This window comes from Psychroserpens ponticola, from assembly GCF_023556315.2.
GTDB lineage: Bacteria > Bacteroidota > Bacteroidia > Flavobacteriales > Flavobacteriaceae > Psychroserpens > Psychroserpens ponticola.
Genome location: NZ_CP116221.1, coordinates 675,615 through 695,490, shown reverse-complemented (window position 1 = coordinate 695,490; position 19,876 = coordinate 675,615). Strand labels below are relative to the sequence as shown.

Here is a 19,876-nt window from a genome sequence, read left to right as displayed (position 1 = left end):
TAAAATTTCAAGTTTTGACGTTATATGTGATATGCGAAAGCAATTTTCATCCATACTAAACTATTATAAATCCATGGCTTTTTGGTCATTTTTGGTCACCTTAACCATTACGATTATTAATCCGGAATTGATTATAGCACTCAGCACCAAATTATGTATAATTTTTGTGTTGTGGTTTATTTTGAATGATAGAAAAATGAGGCAACGACTTCGTTTTTATAAAATACGAGGTGTTTCCAACCTAACATTCTTTAGTGTAATTTTTCTATTTGACAGCTGTGTAACCTGTGGGTTTTTATTGCTAATCAAAGGATTTATTTAGTCTTTTAAATTTTAACTATACTATAAGAGCTTTTTTTAATGAGATTGAGTTTCTTTATAAGAATGAAACAGTTAAAAATTATTTTCGCTTTTTATAATTCGTTAATCTTATGGTCTATAATTCTAACGGTTATTCTTTTTGTCATTAATACAAGTATGGTTTCAATATTAATCACAAAGTTGTTACTAACCGTTTTCCTCTGGTATTATACGAATGAAATTTCAGTTCAAAAAAAATTAATTTTTTATAAAAATATTGGCTTTTCATCATCCAGATTGTATGCAAGCACTTTCGTTATAGATGCATGTATTACCTATATAAGTTTTCAACTCTTAAGATTAATATTATGATTTTAGAAGTTGATAACATAGAACTTTACTTTTCGAATAAACGGATTTTAAATGGTATTTATTTAAAGGCAGAAACAGGAAAAACAACTGCAATAATTGGTAGTAATGGAGGTGGAAAAAGTTGTTTACTCCAAATTATTTTTGGAGTCATAAAACCAAAATATAAGCTAATACGAATTAACAACAAGCCGTTTCTTAAACCATTATACCAAACAAAACTTATTGGATTTTTACCACAATACAATTACACTCCTAACCGCTTAAAAGTTTCGAGTATTTTTAATTTATTGAATGTTGACTGGCGTGAATTCATTTCTTTTTTTGATGGCTTTTCGCACTATAAAAATCATACTATTAATAATTTATCTGGAGGCGAAAGACGAATTATTGAAGTGTATTTACTTTTAAAAGGAGATTACAAAATCATCTTACTAGACGAACCTTTCTCTCATATTTCTCCATTACATATTGAAAAAATCACACAACTTATTGAAACAGAAAAACACAATAAAGCCATTATCATTACAGATCACATGTATCAACATATTATTGAAACAGCAGATGACATTTACTTACTTAAAGATGGACATACAAAACTAATTGATGATTTAAAAGATTTAGAATTTTTTAAATATTTAAGTACTGGTAGCCTGAAACACTAATACTCAAACACTCCAAATTCACTTGTAATTGTCAGTTTTTTGTTTTCTGAAGCTTCAACACGACCAATCACTTGAGCATTCACATTAAAGGATTCTGAAATGGTGATGATATCTTCAGCAATTTCAGGTGACACATATAATTCCATACGATGTCCGCAATTAAAGACCTGATACATTTCTTTCCAATCGGTTTTAGATTGCTCTTGTATTAATTTAAACAAAGGCGGAATTGGAAACATATTATCTTTTACAATATGTAAGTTATCAATAAAGTGAAGAATTTTAGTTTGTGCTCCACCAGAACAGTGTACCATTCCATGAAGGTTTTCGCTAGTATATTTTGAAAGTATTGCTTTTATAATTGGCGCATAGGTTCGTGTAGGTGATAATACTAATTTACCCGCATTAATTGGAGAATCGTCAACAGCATCTGTTAATTTCGTTTGTCCAGAATACACTAAATCTTCAGGAACAGAAGCATCAAAACTTTCAGGATATTTTTCAGCTAAGTATTTATGAAATACATCGTGTCGAGCTGATGTTAATCCGTTGCTTCCCATTCCTCCATTGTATTCAGTTTCATAAGTTGCTTGTCCGAAACTTTCTAAACCAACAATTATGTCACCTGGTTTAATATTGGCATTATTTATAACGCGACTACGTTTCATTCGCGCAGTAACCGTAGAATCAACAATAATAGTTCTTACTAAATCACCAACATCTGCAGTTTCACCACCTGTAGAATGAATTGTTACTCCAAACGATTTTAAATCTTGAATAAGTTCTTCAGTACCATTTATAATAGCAGAAATAACATCACCAGGAATTTTATTTTTGTTACGACCAATAGTAGACGATAGCATGATATTATCTGTTGCACCAACACAAATCAGATCGTCGATATTCATTATGAGAGCATCTTGAGCGATGCCTTTCCAAACTGAAATATCTCCAGTTTCTTTCCAATACATATATGCTAAAGACGATTTTGTACCAGCTCCATCAGCATGCATAATTAGGCAATAATCGTCATCATTAGTTAAATAATCTGGAACAATTTTACAAAATGCTTTAGGGAATAATCCTTTGTCGATATTTTTTATGGCATTATGAACATCTTCTTTAGATGCCGAAACACCACGAAGTGCATAGCGTTTACTTATGTCTTGACTCATAACCTAAAATTAGACCACAAAAGTAACAATTGTTATCTATTTTTTACCGTAATATTCATCATTTAAAAGATTAGAATCAATTACAGTAGCTTGTGCTTCTACTTTTTTAGATTTCATTTTTGAACCACCAAAATAGAAATTAACACCAAGAGCTAACCTAAAATATGTATCGTCAGAGTTTCCAGCCTCAAGACCATCAAGTTCATCACTTAAAACATAGTTATAATCTGTGTATAACTTTACACCAATTTTCTCTGAAGCGATATATTCTATTCCACCACCACCTTGAAACTTATTGGCAGTTTGTTTAAAATGGTTAGATGCATTTAAACCTGCACCTGCAAAAATAAAAGGCGAAAATTTACTATGAGGAAGCACTATAACTTCAAGATTGAGATCAAATGACATAAAGCCTTCATTATACACATCGATATACGCTAAATTGAATTTATGGTATCCAATATCAATTCCTAAATATGGCGTGATATGTCTTTTATAACCTAAATGGCTATAAATTTCAAACATTGGATCTACGAAATCGCCATTAATCACCGAAGTACCAAAGGCAACATCAAATACATTTGCACCTCTTAGGTCATAAAATTCAGTTCTGTAAGCGTTTTTAATTTTAACTTCGCTAGTCTCTTCAGAAATTTCTTCTTGAGTTTTTTCCTGTGTTAACACGGAAAAGGGTATTAAAAATATACACAATAAAGCTATTGTCTTATAATAAAACGGTTTTGCTATCATCAATTTTAATATTAATTAAACCTAATAATTAATAACAAAAGAGAATTAAAGTTCACAATTTAGGGAAAAATTGGGCTGTAATATAAAAAATTAAATATCAATAGGTTATCTTTTTTATAATTTCACCTATGATTACAAAAAAAAGACAAACGAATATTTTTAATCCGTTTGTCTTTCTAGTCGATAAAAGTCATTTTATCAAACTGTTTCTTTTGCAACTGATAAAGTGTTTACGATTCTGCTTGTAAACTTAATTCGGTCTTCACGACGTCATCTTGTGTAAGGTTCTCATTGACATCTAAAGAGTCATCTTGAGAGAACAGCAGAGTAGCGAACATTAAAGCAGCCACACTAAGTAGTAACTTTTTCATTTTTACAAAAATTGATTAATAGCACTACAAACTTAATCAATTATGCAGCTTAAAGTTAGGTGTTAACATCTTTTTCGATTAGTTGTAAAAATAAGGCGTTGAAATACCTCTTTTTTCCTACAAATAGGGTAGAATTACGTACATAAGCCTACTGTTTTAATACAAAAAAACCTACAAAACAATATAAATATATGGTCTTGTAGGCTGTGTTTAACTGAACGTTTTTTTTATTCAATCAATACATTCCAATAGGATTTGAATTAATAATACTTGATTGGTTTTTCTTAATTTTCTTTGGTGAGGATGAATTCTTATTCCCGAAATAAAAGTGTAATCCTAATAGAGCATTATAATATAAATGATCTGCGTCTTGCATAAGTTGAGACCCTTTTTGTTCATCATAAATATAATTAGCTTCAATTGAACCTGTAATCGCAATTTTATCAGTTATTAAATAATCTAAACCAAATCCTCCTTGAGTTTTATAGTTTTGATCTTTAAAATTATTTGAAGCAAGAATTCCTGCACCAAGATACATATATGGTGTCAATTTATTTTTTGGAAACACATACCATTCTAAATTTAAATCCCCAGAAAGAAACCCTTTGGTTTCAAAACCATAATCTTTGATATCAAATTTTTTGAAGTTTCCGTTAATATTTAAATTTGGAGTAATAAAACGTTTTAATTGAATTTGAAGGAAATTTTCAAATTCAGGAGAATTAGCATCTCCATTAAGAAGTGTACTACCTGCACCAACCATTATTATATTCTTGGTTCTTAAATTTGACTTTGAAATTGAATCTGAAGCTGGTCTTTCTCCAACGGTTACTAATTCTTGTGAGAAACTTTGCATTGAGAATAATAATATAACACTCAATATTACATAATTCATTGTAGTAGGTTTAATCATAATCACATTTTAGTTTGCATGCAATAACACACAAGTTATAAGGTTTAACTTTTAAAATGGATTAATTAAAAAAGAAGCAAATGTGTTGTTGAAATTGCAATACTCTCATTGAAAATCAATTATAGGGATGAGTATTACAAAACAATTGCAAGTCAAATAAATACAATTCTTTAACAGAATTAGTTATAAACTCGATTACTCGTTTAAAAAATAGTTGAAATGTGATTTTTCCACCAAAAAAGAAGCTCTATTTTGTAAAAAGAAGCTCTCTGTATTTTGTTAATGGCCAAAGTTCGTCATCAACTAAAAGCTCTAATTTATCACAATGGTACCTAATATCCTCAAATAAAGGTTTTACGATATTGCAATACGTAGTGGCCTTTTTTTCTAGATCTTCAATAACATTTGCTGTTTTACGCTCTTCTGTCATTTTTGTAACATTAGAGTTAATACCTTCAATATGATTAGAAATTTGCTCAATAAGATTAAGCTGTTCTTTTGCTAGTTTTTTAAAACCAGTTCCATAAATTTCCTTGAGCCCTTTTACATTATCAATTAAAATATTTTGATAACGAACAGCAGTAGGAACAACATGGTTTCGAGCAATATCACCTAGAACACGACCTTCAATTTGAATTCTCAACACATATTCTTCTACTTCAATTTCATAGCGAGATTCAGATTCAACTTTATTCATGACATTCATCTCCTCAAAGAGGCGAATTGCTTTTTTAGACACCTTAGCTTTTAATGCTTCAGGAGTTGTTTTATTATTACTCAAGCCTCTCTTTTTAGCTTCTTTTTCCCAAGCTTCTCCATAACCATTTCCTTCAAAAAGGATGTGTTTTGATTTTTTAATATATTCTCTTAGCACATTAAATATAGCATCGTCTTTTTTCATTGTTTTTTCAGAAATCAAGCCTTCAACTTCACCTCTAAAATCTACTAATTGTTTAGCTACAATAGTGTTTAAAACAGTCATTGGGTTAGCACAATTTGCAGTTGAACCTACTGCTCTAAATTCAAATTTATTTCCAGTAAAGGCAAAAGGAGAAGTACGATTTCTATCTGTATTATCTAATAATACATCTGGAATTTTACCTACAACATTTAACTTTAAATCTGTTTTTTCTTGAGGCGATAATTTACCATTGGTCACATTTTCTAACTCATTTAAAGTATGTGTTAGTTGCTCACCAATAAATACTGAAATGATTGCTGGTGGTGCTTCATTTGCTCCTAAACGATGATCATTACTAGCTGAAGCTATAGCTGCTCTTAATAATTCTTCGTTTTCATAAACCGCCTTAATTGTATTGATAAAGAAAGTTAAAAACTGAAGGTTACTCATTGGTGTTTTCCCTGGACTCAATAAGTTAACTCCAGTATCAGTGCTTAAACTCCAGTTGTTATGTTTTCCTGAACCATTTACACCTGCGAATGGTTTTTCATGAAATAAAACTTTAAAATTATGACGCTCTGCTACTTTATCCATTACATCCATCAACAATGAATTATGATCGACTGCTAAGTTAGCTTCCTCATAAATAGGTGCTAATTCAAATTGATTTGGAGCAACTTCATTATGCCTTGTTTTTACTGGAATTCCTAATAACATACATTCGGTTTCCAAATCGCGCATATAAGCCATTGCTCTGTTAGGAATGGTCCCAAAATAATGATCGTCTAATTGCTGACCTTTAGCTGGTGAATGTCCTAGAAGTGTTCTCCCAGTCAATGTAAGATCTGGTCTAGACATGGCTAAACCACTATCAATTAAGAAATACTCTTGTTCCCAACCTAAGGACGCATTTACTTTTTTAACATTCTTATCAAAATATTTACAAACAGCAACAGCTGCATTATCTACAGCTTGTAGTGCTCTTAACAAAGGTGTTTTATAATCTAGCGCTTCGCCTGTATAAGACACAAACACTGTTGGTATACATAAAGTTGTACCATATATAAAAGCTGGAGAAGTAGGATCCCAAGCAGTATACCCTCTTGCCTCAAATGTATTTCTTATGCCTCCATTAGGAAAACTGGATGCATCAGGTTCTTGTTGCACTAATTGACCTCCACCAAATTTTTCAATTGCTAAACCATTTCCAATAGTTTCAAAAAAAGCATCATGCTTTTCAGCAGTTGCTCCAGTTAAAGGCTGAAACCAGTGTGTATAATGTGTTGCTCCTTTTGAAATTGCCCACTCTTTCATACCCGTTGAGATGTGGTCGGCAACAATTCTATCAATTTTAGAACTTTTACTAATTGCATTCATGACACTTTCAAATGCTTCTTTTGTTAAATATTGGCGCATTGTTGTTTCATTAAAAACATTAGCACCAAAAATTTCAGATCGTCTAACATTCTCATCAACAAGAACTGGCTTATGGTTAAATACTTCTTTTAAGGCATGAAATCTAAGTGTGGACATAACAATTATTATTTATATAATTTATCAGGGCAAATTTAACCATTATTTGCATTAAATTCATTTTTACCCCTAAAAAAATAGGGCTTAAACAATTGTTAATAACATTTCATCTAAAAACCCCCTATTTTTTTTGACCAAAACATAAAAATCACAATATTTGTGTTTTAAATTAAAAAACTTAAAACAGCATGAGCAAATCAAAGCTAGAGTACATTTGGTTAGATGGTTACAAACCAACTCAAAACATGAGAAGTAAAACTAAGGTAGAAAATGACTTTAGTGGAAAATTAGAAGATTGCCCAATTTGGTCTTTTGACGGTAGTTCAACGAAACAAGCTTCAGGAGGAGCTTCAGACTGCCTACTTAAACCAGTAGCAATTTATCCAGATCCTGCAAGAAAAGATGGTTATTTAGTAATGACTGAAGTTTTAAATGCTGATGGAACTCCACACGAGACTAATGGTAGAGCAACTATTGATGATGATGATAATGATTTCTGGTTTGGATTTGAACAAGAATACTTCATTATGGATACACACACACAATTACCTTTAGGATTTCCTATTGGTGGTTATCCTGGTCCACAAGGAATGTACTACTGCTCTGTTGGAGGAAGACACACACACGGAAGAACTTTTGTTGAAGAGCATGCTGATTTATGTATCGCTGCAGGATTAAATTTTGAAGGCATTAACCAAGAGGTTGCTTCTGGACAGTGGGAATATCAATTATTTGCAGAAGGCGCAAAAAAAGCAGGAGATGAAATTTGGATCTCACGTTATTTATTAGATCGCTTAACTGAGCAATATGGTTACTATATTGAGTATCATCCAAAACCTGTAAAAGGCGATTGGAATGGTTCTGGAATGCACGCTAACTTTTCGAATTCAGTCTTAAGAACTTGTGGTTCTCAAGAAATATATGAAAAAATATGCGAAGCATTTAGACCTGTTGTAGATGAGCACATGGCTGTTTACGGAGAATTTAATGATGAACGACTAACAGGATTACATGAAACTGCTCACGTATCCGATTTCTCATATGGTATTTCAGATAGAGGCGCTTCAATTCGAATTCCTATAATTACAGTAGAAAAAGGCTGGAAAGGATGGCTAGAAGATCGTCGTCCAGCTTCAAATGGTGATCCTTATAAAATTGCAGGTCGCATTGTTAAAACTGTAAAATCTGCTAACATTAGCTAGATTATAAAATATTGTTTTGTTCAAAACGTCTTCTTAATTTACAAAGAAGGCGTTTTTTTTTCTTATGATTTAAAAGCAAAGAAGATAAATAAACCGTAAGCAACTACCAACAACAACCCTTTGTATCTTGATATATTCATTCGTTTAGGAATAATTATTAAGGGAATTAATATCGCAGAAAAGGCTAACATCCAATAAATATCACGAGATAAAATGGATGCATCTGTCACTTCAATAGTTTTTATAATTGAGGTTAAACCTAATACAGAACCAATATTAAAAATATTAGAACCTATTAAATTACCAAGCGACAAAGCTTTCTCTTTTTTTACAGCTGCAATAACTGAAGCAGCTAATTCTGGCACACTTGTTCCAATTGCAATAACCGTTGCAGCTATAACTGCATCACTAACTCCTAATGCAGCAGCTAATTCTTTAGCTCCATCTACCAACCAAACTGAACCAAAATATAATGCTATTGCACCAATAAGTAACCAAACAACTATTTTAAAATTTGAAACTACAGCAAGACTATCATCAACTTCTTCTAATACTTTTTCTTTTTTAGCCGCTTTAATTAATAAGATTAAAAACAAAATTAATGAACCAAATAAGACACCACCTTCAATAGATGAAAGCTTATTATCGTTAGCTAAAAAGTAATACAATGCCATTGAAAACAACATCATCACTGGCCAATTGAGCTTATAGAAGCTTTTATCTACAACAATTGAACTTACTAAAGCTGTAATACCTAAAACCAAACCTATATTTGCAATGTTTGAACCTATTACATTATTTAAAGCAATTGCAGGAGAACCAGTTAATGCAGCATTCAAGCTTACTAAAAGCTCTGGAGCTGATGTTGCGAAACTTACAACTGTCATTCCAATTACCATTTTAGAAATGTTCAGCTTAAAAGATAAAGCAACTGAAGAACGTACTAAAAACTCTCCTCCTACAACCAAAAGCATCAATCCTAAGATGATCCAAAGTAAACTCATGAAATCTATTTTTTGCGAAGATAGTACTTCATTTGATTAATCATAAAATTAGTTCTGAAAACTTAAGTTTTAGTTAAATAACTAAATTAATAGTTGTATAACTATAAAAATAGTTATACATTTGATTAAGGACTAATTAAAAAACAATCAGCGTGCAAAAACTCACTAACAAAGAAGAAGAGATCATGCATATTTTATGGAAGCTTGAAAAAGCATTTGTAAAAGATGTTTTAGTAGAGATTAAAGATGATAAACCACACTACAATACCTTATCAACTATAATAAGAAATTTAGAAGAGAAAAATTATGTAAGCTATAATGCTTATGGAAAAACACATCAATATTTCCCTATAGTAAGCAAAGAAGCTTATAAAGAGCGATTTATGAACACAGCTATTGAAAGCTATTTTAATAACTCATATAAAAATGTGGTTTCCTTTTTTGCTAAAGAAGAAAAAATTAGTGTTGATGAGTTAAAAGAGATTATTGCATTAATAGAAAAAAAGAAATAATTATGGATTATCTATTAAAATCGTCTGCCATTCTATTTATATTTTATGCGTGTTATAAATTGTTTTTACAACGAGATACTTTTTTTGAGTCTAACCGTTGGTTTTTGTTAATAGGAATAATTATTGCTTCAATCATCCCTTCAATAATCATCCCAATATATATTGAATATACACCTGTTTCTATTTCAGAATTTACTATCTCAAATACTAGTGAAATTACTTCTCCAATTATAAATGAACAGTTTAATTATTTACAATTAATAGTTTGGATATATGTCATTGGACTACTATTTTTTATTGGAAAATTGATAATTGAATTATTATCTCTTAAACGAATTTTAAAAAAAGGAAGTAAACAGTCTTTTGGGAAATTCAAACTGATCGAAACCAATAAGGAAATCGCTCCTTTTTCATTTTTCAACTACATCGTTTATAATCCAAATCAATTAAATGATACAGAATTACAACATGTGATTAATCATGAAAAAGCACATTCACAGCAGTTACATTCGATTGATACAATAATTGCGCAAATTGCCTCTGTAATACTTTGGTTCAACCCCTTTATCTGGTTATATAAAAGTGCTTTACAACAAAACCTAGAGTTTATTGCAGATAAAAAAGCACAGCACATTTCTAATTGCAAAAAAAGCTACCAAACTGTATTATTAAAAGCTAGCATAAAAAATCATCAACTCGTATTTACAAATAATTTTTACACTTCATTAATCAAAAAGCGAATTATCATGTTACACAAATCAAAATCAAAAAAACTAAATCAATTAAAGCTTTTTATGGTACTGCCTCTATTAGCCATTTTCATTATGAGTTTTAATACTGAAAACATATATATAGAAACAACTACAAATGAAAGCGAGGATACTAATCAGGTTGAAGATTCAGAAAAAAACATAGAGATAATCATCACAAAAAACACTAGTAAAGAAGATTTAAAATCAATTAAAGAAAAGTTAAAAAGCAATGGTATCCTTTTTAATTACAATAATGTAAAACGAAATTCAGAAGGCGAAATTACAAGTATAAATACCAAATTCAAGAATGACAAAAACTCTTCGAACTATAACATATCAGGAGAGGAAGGAATTAAATCATTCCATTTTAAAAGTAGTAAAGACACCTTTAGCGTTGGCACAATAGATAAAAAAACGTTCGTTTATGAAACAAAAGATGGCAATGTGAAACTGAAATCAGCAAAAAAACCAGGAAAAATAATTGTTATTGAAGAGGACAATAATGGCACATCTACAGTAGATGTTAGAGTTTTAAAGAATAATGATTCCGTATATTTTACTAAGTACAATAAATTTACATTTTCTACAGATGATAAAAACTCAAATGTTTTCATATCAGAATCTGAAGACCCTATATTTTTCATTAATGGTAAACAAGTTGAAAAATCTCTTTTTGAAGATGTAGATTCTGACGACATCAAATCCGTATTTATTTTAAAAGGTGAAAATGCTATAGAAAAATATGGTGCTGAAGGTAAAAACGGCGTCATAGTTATGACAAAAAAAGGGACTAAAAATTTATTATCTGAAGATAAAGACAATATCATATTTAACTCTAAAAATGTGTTTAAATACGAAACAGATAGAGAAGAGCCTATTTACATTTTAAACGGAAAACTTATTGACAAAAATCACATCTCAGAAATAAGTCCGAATGACATTGACAAAGTAGAAGTCTTAAAAGATGAAAGCGCTATTAAACTTTACGGCAAAGAAGCAAAAAATGGAGTGATTATAATTAATACAAAAATTGGTCGTCCTGTTGAAGTTAAAACCGAAATAACTCATGTTACATCAGAAGATGATAATGGTGAAGTAAATGTAGAATTTTTCATTTCAAAAAACTCAACTGATGCACATCTAAGCAAACAGAAAAATGATTTTAAAGCACATGGAATTGACGCAAAATTCACAAAAATAAAACGCAATAAAGCTGGAGAGATTACAAGTATTAAAATTTCATTAGATGATAATAATGGAAGAAAATCTAGTGCAAGTTGGAAAGAAAAAAGTCAAGCCATTCCAGATATTATAATGGGAATAACTAAAAGTAGCACGCTATTTATAAAAGCAATTGAAAATTAAAATAAAAAAGCCCAAATTTAGATTTGGGCTTTTTTATTAGTACTAATTAATAATTATCTTTTTGACGACCTGTTTATTATTTGAATACAGATTGAGCAAATAAATTCCGCTTGACAATTCTAAATCTATAAATGCATCATTTTGTAAATTGAAAGTTTTAATCTTGCGACCTTCAATGGATAACACTTCAATTTTAGTTTCATTTTTCAGGCCTTTTATAAACACACGATTTGATGTTGGATTAGGAAACACAGTAATACTAGTCATATCAAATTCAGAAACACTTAATTGCTGATCCCAATCCATACCAACTTGTGTTCCCCAAATATATTCAACTAAATCGGGTTGATCAATAAATGGATTTCTATTAAACTGCCATGTATACACCACATTATTTCGATTCATTTCATAATCATCTGGTGGATCATTTCTATGCCAATCTAGTAAAATTTCTAAGTCACCTAATTCTCCTGGATAGTCTTCTATATCTGATGGTATCACAGGATAACCACTAAGAACTGATAAATTATTATACCTTATAGCCATATATAAAACGCTTCTTGCGACATCGCCATAGAAACTGCCTGAAGTAGCTACAGGACCATCATAGGCTCCAAAAGCTGGATCACCATAATTTTTGTTGTTACGCGTACTGTTTTCTATAGCATCTGCTGGACGAAGTGCGTGAGCATCTGAATTCCCATGACGTGTTGAATCTGCTTTGGTTGTCCAAAAAACATCTCTTCCATCAGCTATATCATCTCCTTCAATATCACCAAAATTCCCTCTAGATCTTGGATAAGTATGTTCTCTATTCCATTTTTCAAAATTATCAGAATTGGTTTGCACGTCTAATTTTGAACGCCCTATTTCCTTATACACTAACCAAACTTGATTACTATGCAATGGATTTTCATCTGCTTCAACTAATATATCTAAGACATCAGCATAAGTTTGTGCTCTTACAACACTTGGATCAGCAATAATATCTTGTAAAGCTTGCCTTAACTCGTCATCTGCTAAGCCATCAAGTGAATCGTAGTAACCATTAGGCTGTGTACTTGCAACATTTCCATAGGTAGGCTCCAAAGGAGTTCCAAAACCAGCCATTGTAAAATCATTATCTACAATACGAAGTATTAAATTATTATTAAGAGCTAAATATTGAGAGGGCAAACTTTCAAAACGAATATTTGTTAGCTCATCGCCTTCATCATCAGAATCATCAACTAAAGTAATGGTTGTAGTAGCCGTAGTTTGGTTTAAAGGGATTGTAATAGAAGTGTTTCCTGTAAAATCTGTAGTATTAAATCCAAAATTATCGAGTAATATATTAAAATTCAATTCTTCTAAAACAGGAACTTCCGAAGTAAACGTAATATCAAAAGTATCAAACTCATCATACTGTTCTTGTGCAATTGACATACTAATACCATTAAGCATTACACCACTTCCATCATTTAACGCTCTTGGAGTTGGAGTTGTTGATGTGTAAGTTACTATTCCTTCCGTATCTACAAATCGCTGAATAGAATTTGAATTGTTTGCTGAACCTTCATTGATTTGTTGAATATTAGCAAACCTTGGATCATCATTAAAAATATCGATCATATCTATATCATCAGAATCTGAAGTATCATAAAGCAAAACATCTACGAGATTATCAATAGTTGCAACGGTTTCTTCAGGAAAATCAAAAAAACTTCCTTGATATATCGCAACAGCATCTGCTCCATTTTGAATGACATTCTCTCCAATCAAATATTGAGGGACAGGACTTACTGAATTACTACCTATCAGTAATAAGCCGTTTATATCTGTAACATAACCATCAAGATCTACGGTGAAGTAACTTGAATTGCCACCAGATGTAGAACCATTAAAAAACACAACTACATAACCATCTAATGGAAAGTTTGGAGTATCTGATAATAACTCTAAAAATTCATGTTTATCAAAATTGTCACCTTCAAAAGAAGTGTCACAATCTAATTCATTGATAACAACTTGAGAGAATAATGGATTTACCATTATAGCTAAAAAAATAAAAAGTATAAAAGATTTCATTTATAGTCTGTTTTACACAAATGTAATCATCAATTTAAGTATAATCGATTTTTAGGATTATTAAATGAATAATTTTAACAATAAAATCACCAAAACCACCCATCTCGAAAAATAAGTATTATTCACATTTTTAATTTTAAAAAAGATGAAATTGTTTAAAAAGGCCATTTTCAATAAAAAACTTCCCTTGGTTTACAAAAACACCACTAAAAAGCCCCTTGAATTATTACAATTTAAAACAAATAAACATTTTTTAAGTTTTAATTTAAAACCTTTTCAAAGACAGTCACATAAATAATGAAATATATTACGTCTTTTTAGTTGTAATATCATATTCAATTTTATGAATTTTAACAAAAACGTTTGGTTAAAGGTTTCTCAAGGTTATATATTGAAAACTCAATCAAAAAAATTAACCTTTAAAACCTTAAAATCATGATGACAATTGCAAAACTTATTATCGATATAATCTTTTCTATTTAATCGAATGAATCAATCCAAAACAATCAATACTAATCTTTAAAACCAAAAAATTATGATGACACTTGCAAAATTAATTATCGACTTAATCTTTTCTATTTAATAGAAATAAAGAAGAATTAAAATCAATCAAAAAACAATCAATCAAAAAATGTAAAACTTAGTCTAGATTAAGTTTTACATTCTCATTTAAGCACCAATTTGGTGGCCGTTTACAAAAGCTGTATTTTTAAGTTTCCATACAAAAACTCTTAATGAAGAAAGAGCTATTTAAAATATTAGCAAAAATCAACAAAACAGTCTTACCTAGTTATACAAAACGTAACTTAGACCTTAGTAAAGCAAGTAAGATCCAATTCGCAATTATTGGTTGGAGAGTTTACGTAACCAAACGCGCATTGGATTGAACCAAAAACTCTTAGCTTCATATTTAAATAAAAAAATAAGTGAAAACAATATTTTTAACAAAACCATAAAAACAAAAGAATGGGACTATTTGACCAATTTATAAAAAAACCAGAAATTAAAGACATCAATTATAAACCTCTTTCGGATTTTGAAGCTTGGATCGGAATCCTATATGCCTGCATGTCTTCAGACGGAGTTGTAAGTGATGTTGAAATTGATTCACTTTCTAGAATGATTGTACATAAACAAAAATTTTCAGGAATAGATATCGCACCACTTTATGATACAGTAGCAGAAGCTAAATTAAAAATCGGAGGAATTGGCTTGATTGAAGCTTGCTCTGAATTTGTTAATGAAAGCGATAAAGACACTTTATTTTCAATGGCAATAGAAATTGTATTAGCGGATGGAATTCTTGACATAGATGAACAAAAAGTGATAGAATTGATAGCTGACCGAATGAAAATCGACACGGAATTAGTTGAAAAAATAATACAGGTAATGTTAATTAGAAATAGAGGCAATGTTATAATTGTTGATTAAACACACAGCTAACAGCTTTTATTTTTAATTGATTACAAAGGCAAACCAACCATACAATCACAAGATTGACTTCGTCTTTCCTTGAATAAGCTCCGCTTTGAAAATAGTTTAATAAGAAAAAACGCTCAAGCTAGCTTTGGAAACTGAGAACTTTATATTTTACAAGATTGACTTCGTCTTTCCTTGAATAAGCTCCGCTTTGAAAATAGTTTAAACAAAAAAACGCTCAAGCTAGCTTTGGAAACTGAGAACTTTATATTTTACAAGATTGACTTCGTCCTTCCTTGAATAAGCTCCGCTTTGAAAATAGTTTAAACAAAAAAACGCTCAAGCTAGCTTGGCGTTTTTTCTTATTAAACTATTTATTCGTGACCTCGACAAGATTCAAACTTGTAACCTCTTGAGCCGTAATCAAGTGCGCTATTCAGTTGCGCCACGAGGCCTTTTTTGTGGATGCAAATATACTACATTTATTAAGTTAATACCAAACTATTTATTTCAAAATTTATACTTAAGGCTATTAAGACAACTATTTTAACAAAAATCACAAAGCAAATCAAAAGCTCTATCTATATTTGCATAAATTAAATCCGCATGGAACACTTATTACAGCCTTGGCCTTGGTACATTTCTGGTCCACTCATAGCATTAATCATGTTTTTCTTAATTTACTTTGGAAAAACATTCGGAATGTCCTCCAACCTGAGAACATTATGTGCAATTGGTGGCGCAGGAAAAAAAACTAAGTTTTTTGATTTTAATTGGAAAGCACAACGATGGAATCTTATCGTAGTATTAGGTGCTGTGATTGGAGGATACATTGCGCATCACCTTCTATCTGTACCTACAAATATAGAGTTAAATCCAAAAACAATTGAAGGTCTTTCTCAATTAGGATTCGAAAATCCAGGACAAACATTGTTGCCTGCTGAACTTTACAGTTGGGAAGCTGCTTTGAGTTTTAAAGGCTTTTTGATTTTAATCATTGGTGGATTTTTAGTAGGCTTCGGCACACGATATGCTGGAGGATGCACTTCTGGTCATGCCATAACTGGATTAAGCAGTTTACAACTCCCTTCCTTAATTGCTGTTATTGGCTTCTTTATTGGTGGACTTATAATGATTCACTTACTATTCCCTATAATATTTGGTTAATATGAAGTTTATAAAATTTTTACTTGTTGGAATTATTTTCGGAATTGTATTGGTCAAATCTGAAGCCGTATCATGGTATCGTATTTATGAAATGTTCAAGTTTGAATCGTTTCATATGTATGGAATTATTGGAACAGCAATTGGAACTGGAGTTATTTTACTCTTTTTAGCAAAAAAATTAAAACTAAACAATTTAGAAGGGCATCTAATGACTGTCCCAAAAAAAGATAAAGGTCTTTTTCGTTATATTCTTGGAGGAACACTTTTTGGATTAGGTTGGGCTTTAGCAGGCGCTTGTCCAGGACCTATGTATATTCTAGTTGGCACAGGAGTCTTTTCAATACTTATTGTTATAGCTGCAGCTCTATTAGGCACTTATGCATATGGTGTTATAAAAGACAAACTTCCACATTAGTAAAACCTGATTTATGTCAGATAACAAAAACGAAATACTTATTATCTTTGCAACATGTTTAAAACTCGACATTATAAATTTAAATGTCAAAACTAAATTGAAATTATTATGAAAATTGAACAAATATATACAGGCTGTTTAGCACAAGGTGCTTATTATATTGAATCTGAAGGTGAAGTTGCAATTATTGATCCTTTAAGAGAAACACAAGCTTATGTTGATAAAGCTCTTGCTAATAATGCAAGCATTAAATATATATTCGAAACACATTTCCATGCTGATTTTGTTTCTGGTCATGTAGATTTAGCTAAAAAAACAGGAGCCACAATTATTTATGGTCCTGGAGCAGAAACCACTTATGACATTCATTCTGCAAAAGACAATGAAGAGTTTAAATTAGGCAATATTACTATTAAAGCACTACATACTCCTGGTCACACTTTAGAATCTACAACCTATTTACTAATTGATCAAAACGGAAAAAATCACGCTATATTTTCTGGTGACACTTTGTTTTTAGGCGATGTAGGTCGTCCAGATTTAGCTATAAAATCAGATTTAACAAAAGAAGACTTAGCTGGCATGTTATTCGATTCTCTTCGTAACAAAATTATGCCACTTGCTGATGACATTATTGTATATCCAGCTCATGGAGCAGGTTCTGCCTGCGGAAAAAATTTAAGCAAAGAAACTGTTGGTTCAATTGGTGACCAAAAGAAAACCAACTACGCTTTAAGAGCAGATATGACCAAAACGGAATTTATTGAAGAAGTATTAGATGGCATTGCTCCTCCTCCACAGTATTTTGCAAAAAATGCCATGATGAATAAAACAGGTTATGATAGTTTTGAAACCGTTTTAAAATCTGGCGATTCTCCTTTAAGCCCTGAAGACTTTGAAGCTATGGCAAATCATGAAGAAGCTCTAGTTCTCGATGTGAGACCACAAAGTGATTACATTAAAGCGCATATACCGAACTCAATTTTCATAGGACTAAATGGACAATTCGCTCCTTGGGTTGGTGCATTAATTACAGACTTAAAACAACCTATTATTTTAGTTGTTCCTGAAGGAAAAAGCAAAGAAGCTGTAACTCGACTTTCTCGAGTTGGTTATGACAACACACTTGGGTATTTAGAAGGTGGTTTAGATGCTTGGATTACTTCTGGAAAAGATACAGACACTTTAGAATCTATTTCTGCTGAAACATTTGCTGATCGAGCAAAAAAAGAAGACCTTAACATTCTTGATGTTCGGAAAGATGGCGAATATAGTAGTTCACATATAGAAAATGCTCAACATTTCTCATTAGACTTAATCAATACTAATATGAATGAAGTTTCAAAAGACAAAACCTATCATATCCATTGTGCTGGTGGCTACCGAAGTGTGATTGCTGCTTCCATATTAAAAGCTAGAGGATTCCATAACTTAGTTGATATTGAAGGTGGTTTTGGAGCTATCAAGAAAACGGATTTACCAATGACAGATTTTGTGTGTCCATCAACTTTATAAATTATGGAAAGGACTTTAAATATTCAAAATTTAAAATGTGGTGGTTGTGCAAACACAATTACAACTCGTTTGGAAGCATTGGAAGGAATTTCTAATGTTTTCGTTAATAACGACACGAATTCAGTAGCATTTAGTTACTCTGAAACCAACGAATTAGAATTAGCTAAAACAGTATTATCTACACTTGGTTATCCTGTTGAAGGCGAATCTAACCCTGTAAGTAAAAAAGCGAAATCTTTTGTTAGTTGTGCTATTGGAAGACTAAACAATTAAATTATTTCGGCACTTAAACCTGCTTCCAACAACATAGAACAACGAGGTTCCAATTCTTTATACGCACCTGTTTTGACAGTACATTGTCCTTTATAATGAACTATAATTGAACATTGTTCAGCTTGTTCTGGTGTATGATCACATGCATAAATTAAGGTATCTATGACATGATCAAATGTATTGACATCATCATTATACACAACAATCTCATTAAGAGGCTGTTCTAGTGTATCGACTTGAACATCTTCTTTTGCTTTTTCTTTGGTACTCATTATTTGATGCATTGCAATTTATTTAATGAGGTTGGTTCGTTTTTATTAGTATAAATTTAAAGATTATTTTTCAAACTTTAAAGCTACCCAGTTATTTCTTTCTAGAGTCTCAACGTGTTTTAAACCGTATTTATTACACTCAGCTTCAATAATTGGAATGTCTTCATTATAAAAACCACTTAAGAATAGAGATCCATTTTCATTCAATGTATCTGTATAAGTTTTCAAATCATTAAGTAAAATGTTTCTATTAATGTTCGCAATTACAATATCATACTGTCTTCCTGGCAATAGATTTGCATCGCCTTCTAAAACGGTAATATGCTTAGCGTTATTTCGTTCAACATTCTCTAAGCTATTAAGGTAACACCAATTATCATAATCGATAGCATCGATAGGTTTTGCTCCTTTCTTTTCAGCAAGAATTGCAAGAACTCCAGTTCCGCAGCCCATATCTAGCACTGATTTACTAGTAAAATCATTTTTAAGTATATGCTGAATCATCATGTGTGTGGTTTCATGATGACCTGTACCAAAACTCATTTTTGGCTCGATAACAATATCAAAATCAGTTTTTGGTTTCTCATGAAAAGGCGCACGAACCGAACATGTATTGTCAACTACAATAGGATTAAAGTTCTTTTCCCATTCTGAATTCCAATTGGTTTGCTCGATCTCTTCTGAAGTAAATGTGATCTCAAATTCGTCAGAGTTTAAAATCTGAATATCTTCTAAAATAGTCTCATTCCATTCTTCTTTTTGAATGTAAGCAGTAACACCTTCTTCCGTTTCTACAAAACTTTCAAAACCTGCATAACCTAATTCTGCGATTAGAATTTCAACAGCTGGCTGAAGTGGTTTTACTTTAAAATAATAGCCTAAGTATATTGTGTTTGACATGGAACCTGATTAGGTTACAAAGATACGAGTCTAAAT

19 protein-coding genes and 1 tRNA gene are annotated in these 19,876 nt (G+C 31.1%); 10 read left to right on the top strand and 10 right to left on the bottom strand.

Annotated features, from left to right (window positions below):
- Positions 1–668: 668 nt before the first annotated feature.
- Complete coding sequence (locus tag MUN68_RS03020; RefSeq protein WP_249995240.1) at positions 669–1,334, top strand: ATP-binding cassette domain-containing protein; 666 nt, start codon at positions 669–671, stop codon at positions 1,332–1,334.
- Here MUN68_RS03020 and MUN68_RS03015 read toward each other — a convergent pair.
- From MUN68_RS03015 to MUN68_RS02995, 5 genes are all read right to left on the bottom strand, one after another.
- Complete coding sequence (locus MUN68_RS03015) at positions 1,331–2,509, bottom strand: AIR synthase related protein (protein ID WP_249995239.1); 1,179 nt, start codon at positions 2,507–2,509, stop codon at positions 1,331–1,333. The two genes, MUN68_RS03020 and MUN68_RS03015, sit on opposite strands and share 4 nt — an antisense overlap.
- Before the next feature lie 36 nt (positions 2,510–2,545).
- A complete protein-coding gene (locus tag MUN68_RS03010; protein ID WP_249995238.1) occupies positions 2,546–3,193 on the bottom strand; it encodes a Curli production assembly/transport component CsgG in 648 nt (215 codons plus the stop codon).
- A 296-nt stretch (positions 3,194–3,489) separates the two neighbouring features.
- A complete protein-coding gene (locus tag MUN68_RS03005; RefSeq protein ID WP_249995237.1) occupies positions 3,490–3,630 on the bottom strand; it encodes a hypothetical protein in 141 nt (46 codons plus the stop codon).
- 235 nt (positions 3,631–3,865) lie between these two features.
- Positions 3,866–4,543, bottom strand: a complete 678-nt coding sequence (locus MUN68_RS03000; RefSeq protein WP_249995236.1) for a hypothetical protein — start codon at positions 4,541–4,543, stop codon at positions 3,866–3,868.
- A gap of 247 nt (positions 4,544–4,790) precedes the next feature.
- Entirely contained in the window at positions 4,791–6,977 is a 2,187-nt protein-coding gene (locus tag MUN68_RS02995; RefSeq protein ID WP_249995235.1) for a glutamine synthetase III family protein, read from the bottom strand.
- 188 nt (positions 6,978–7,165) lie between these two features.
- Here MUN68_RS02995 and MUN68_RS02990 point away from each other — a divergent pair, with 188 nt between their 5' ends.
- The gene (locus MUN68_RS02990; RefSeq protein ID WP_249995234.1) at positions 7,166–8,179 is read left to right on the top strand and encodes a glutamine synthetase beta-grasp domain-containing protein; all 1,014 of its coding nucleotides are present in this window, start codon (positions 7,166–7,168) and stop codon (positions 8,177–8,179) included.
- Between the two features lie 62 nt (positions 8,180–8,241).
- On the opposite strand, the gene MUN68_RS02985 is transcribed toward MUN68_RS02990, so the two are convergent.
- Positions 8,242–9,183 carry a calcium/sodium antiporter gene (locus tag MUN68_RS02985; RefSeq protein WP_249995233.1) on the bottom strand — a complete coding sequence of 314 codons (942 nt, stop codon included), beginning with the start codon at positions 9,181–9,183 and terminating at the stop codon, positions 8,242–8,244.
- Positions 9,184–9,335: 152 nt separating this feature from the next.
- Between MUN68_RS02985 and MUN68_RS02980 the strand changes: the two genes are divergently transcribed.
- Together MUN68_RS02980 and MUN68_RS02975 are read left to right on the top strand one after the other, a co-directional pair.
- On the top strand, positions 9,336–9,695 hold the full coding sequence (locus MUN68_RS02980; RefSeq protein ID WP_249995232.1) for a BlaI/MecI/CopY family transcriptional regulator: 360 nt from the start codon (positions 9,336–9,338) through the stop codon (positions 9,693–9,695).
- Between the two features lie 2 nt (positions 9,696–9,697).
- Positions 9,698–11,812, top strand: coding sequence for a M56 family metallopeptidase (locus MUN68_RS02975; RefSeq protein WP_249995231.1), 2,115 nt, complete (start codon positions 9,698–9,700; stop codon positions 11,810–11,812).
- Positions 11,813–11,854: 42 nt separating this feature from the next.
- Here the strand turns inward: MUN68_RS02975 and MUN68_RS02970 are convergent, their stop codons facing one another.
- Positions 11,855–13,879: an endonuclease gene (locus MUN68_RS02970; protein ID WP_249995230.1), complete on the bottom strand. Its 2,025-nt coding sequence runs from the start codon at positions 13,877–13,879 to the stop codon at positions 11,855–11,857.
- Positions 13,880–14,613: 734 nt separating this feature from the next.
- Here MUN68_RS02970 and MUN68_RS02965 point away from each other — a divergent pair.
- Positions 14,614–14,766: an SsrA-binding protein gene (locus MUN68_RS02965; protein WP_249995229.1), complete on the top strand. Its 153-nt coding sequence runs from the start codon at positions 14,614–14,616 to the stop codon at positions 14,764–14,766.
- A gap of 79 nt (positions 14,767–14,845) precedes the next feature.
- Positions 14,846–15,310, top strand: a complete 465-nt coding sequence (locus MUN68_RS02960; protein WP_249995228.1) for a tellurite resistance TerB family protein — start codon at positions 14,846–14,848, stop codon at positions 15,308–15,310.
- A gap of 369 nt (positions 15,311–15,679) precedes the next feature.
- Here the strand turns inward: MUN68_RS02960 and MUN68_RS02955 are convergent.
- A tRNA-Arg gene (locus MUN68_RS02955) sits at positions 15,680–15,753 on the bottom strand.
- Positions 15,754–15,904: 151 nt separating this feature from the next.
- Here MUN68_RS02955 and MUN68_RS02950 point away from each other — a divergent pair.
- The 4 genes from MUN68_RS02950 to MUN68_RS02935 all read left to right on the top strand — a co-directional run bounded on the left by MUN68_RS02950 (position 15,905) and on the right by MUN68_RS02935 (position 18,668).
- Positions 15,905–16,465, top strand: coding sequence for a YeeE/YedE family protein (locus MUN68_RS02950; RefSeq protein WP_249995227.1), 561 nt, complete (start codon positions 15,905–15,907; stop codon positions 16,463–16,465).
- A 1-nt stretch (position 16,466) separates the two neighbouring features.
- Complete coding sequence (locus MUN68_RS02945) at positions 16,467–16,880, top strand: DUF6691 family protein (RefSeq protein ID WP_249995226.1); 414 nt, start codon at positions 16,467–16,469, stop codon at positions 16,878–16,880.
- A 108-nt stretch (positions 16,881–16,988) separates the two neighbouring features.
- The gene (locus MUN68_RS02940; RefSeq protein ID WP_249995225.1) at positions 16,989–18,395 is read left to right on the top strand and encodes an MBL fold metallo-hydrolase; all 1,407 of its coding nucleotides are present in this window, start codon (positions 16,989–16,991) and stop codon (positions 18,393–18,395) included.
- A gap of 3 nt (positions 18,396–18,398) precedes the next feature.
- Positions 18,399–18,668 (top strand): heavy-metal-associated domain-containing protein, encoded by a 270-nt coding sequence (locus MUN68_RS02935; RefSeq protein WP_249995224.1) that lies wholly within the window; start codon positions 18,399–18,401, stop codon positions 18,666–18,668.
- Here MUN68_RS02935 and MUN68_RS02930 read toward each other — a convergent pair.
- Both MUN68_RS02930 and prmA read right to left on the bottom strand, forming a co-directional pair.
- Positions 18,665–18,940 carry an ATP-dependent Clp protease adaptor ClpS gene (locus MUN68_RS02930; protein ID WP_249995223.1) on the bottom strand — a complete coding sequence of 92 codons (276 nt, stop codon included), beginning with the start codon at positions 18,938–18,940 and terminating at the stop codon, positions 18,665–18,667. The two genes, MUN68_RS02935 and MUN68_RS02930, sit on opposite strands and share 4 nt — an antisense overlap.
- 63 nt (positions 18,941–19,003) lie before the next feature.
- Positions 19,004–19,840: a 50S ribosomal protein L11 methyltransferase gene (gene prmA / locus MUN68_RS02925; RefSeq protein ID WP_249995222.1), complete on the bottom strand. Its 837-nt coding sequence runs from the start codon at positions 19,838–19,840 to the stop codon at positions 19,004–19,006.
- Between the last annotated feature and the right edge of the window lie 36 nt (positions 19,841–19,876).

Bases quoted from the DNA above. Each gene is read 5' to 3' on its own strand.
- MUN68_RS03005 (WP_249995237.1), bottom strand. From the start codon at position 3,630: ATGAAAAAGTTACTACTTAGTGTGGCTGCTTTAATGTTCGCTACTCTG.
- MUN68_RS03020 (WP_249995240.1), top strand. From the start codon at position 669: ATGATTTTAGAAGTTGATAACATAGAACTTTACTTTTCGAATAAACGG.
- MUN68_RS02950 (WP_249995227.1), top strand. From the start codon at position 15,905: ATGGAACACTTATTACAGCCTTGGCCTTGGTACATTTCTGGTCCACTC.
- MUN68_RS03015 (WP_249995239.1), bottom strand. From the start codon at position 2,509: ATGAGTCAAGACATAAGTAAACGCTATGCACTTCGTGGTGTTTCGGCA.
- MUN68_RS02990 (WP_249995234.1), top strand. From the start codon at position 7,166: ATGAGCAAATCAAAGCTAGAGTACATTTGGTTAGATGGTTACAAACCA.
- MUN68_RS02940 (WP_249995225.1), top strand. From the start codon at position 16,989: ATGAAAATTGAACAAATATATACAGGCTGTTTAGCACAAGGTGCTTAT.
- prmA (WP_249995222.1), bottom strand. From the start codon at position 19,840: ATGTCAAACACAATATACTTAGGCTATTATTTTAAAGTAAAACCACTT.
- MUN68_RS02965 (WP_249995229.1), top strand. From the start codon at position 14,614: ATGAAGAAAGAGCTATTTAAAATATTAGCAAAAATCAACAAAACAGTC.
- MUN68_RS02975 (WP_249995231.1), top strand. From the start codon at position 9,698: ATGGATTATCTATTAAAATCGTCTGCCATTCTATTTATATTTTATGCG.
- MUN68_RS02960 (WP_249995228.1), top strand. From the start codon at position 14,846: ATGGGACTATTTGACCAATTTATAAAAAAACCAGAAATTAAAGACATC.
- MUN68_RS02935 (WP_249995224.1), top strand. From the start codon at position 18,399: ATGGAAAGGACTTTAAATATTCAAAATTTAAAATGTGGTGGTTGTGCA.
- MUN68_RS02985 (WP_249995233.1), bottom strand. From the start codon at position 9,183: ATGAGTTTACTTTGGATCATCTTAGGATTGATGCTTTTGGTTGTAGGA.
- MUN68_RS02970 (WP_249995230.1), bottom strand. From the start codon at position 13,879: ATGAAATCTTTTATACTTTTTATTTTTTTAGCTATAATGGTAAATCCA.
- MUN68_RS03000 (WP_249995236.1), bottom strand. From the start codon at position 4,543: ATGATTAAACCTACTACAATGAATTATGTAATATTGAGTGTTATATTA.
- MUN68_RS02995 (WP_249995235.1), bottom strand. From the start codon at position 6,977: ATGTCCACACTTAGATTTCATGCCTTAAAAGAAGTATTTAACCATAAG.
- MUN68_RS02930 (WP_249995223.1), bottom strand. From the start codon at position 18,940: ATGAGTACCAAAGAAAAAGCAAAAGAAGATGTTCAAGTCGATACACTA.
- MUN68_RS02945 (WP_249995226.1), top strand. From the start codon at position 16,467: ATGAAGTTTATAAAATTTTTACTTGTTGGAATTATTTTCGGAATTGTA.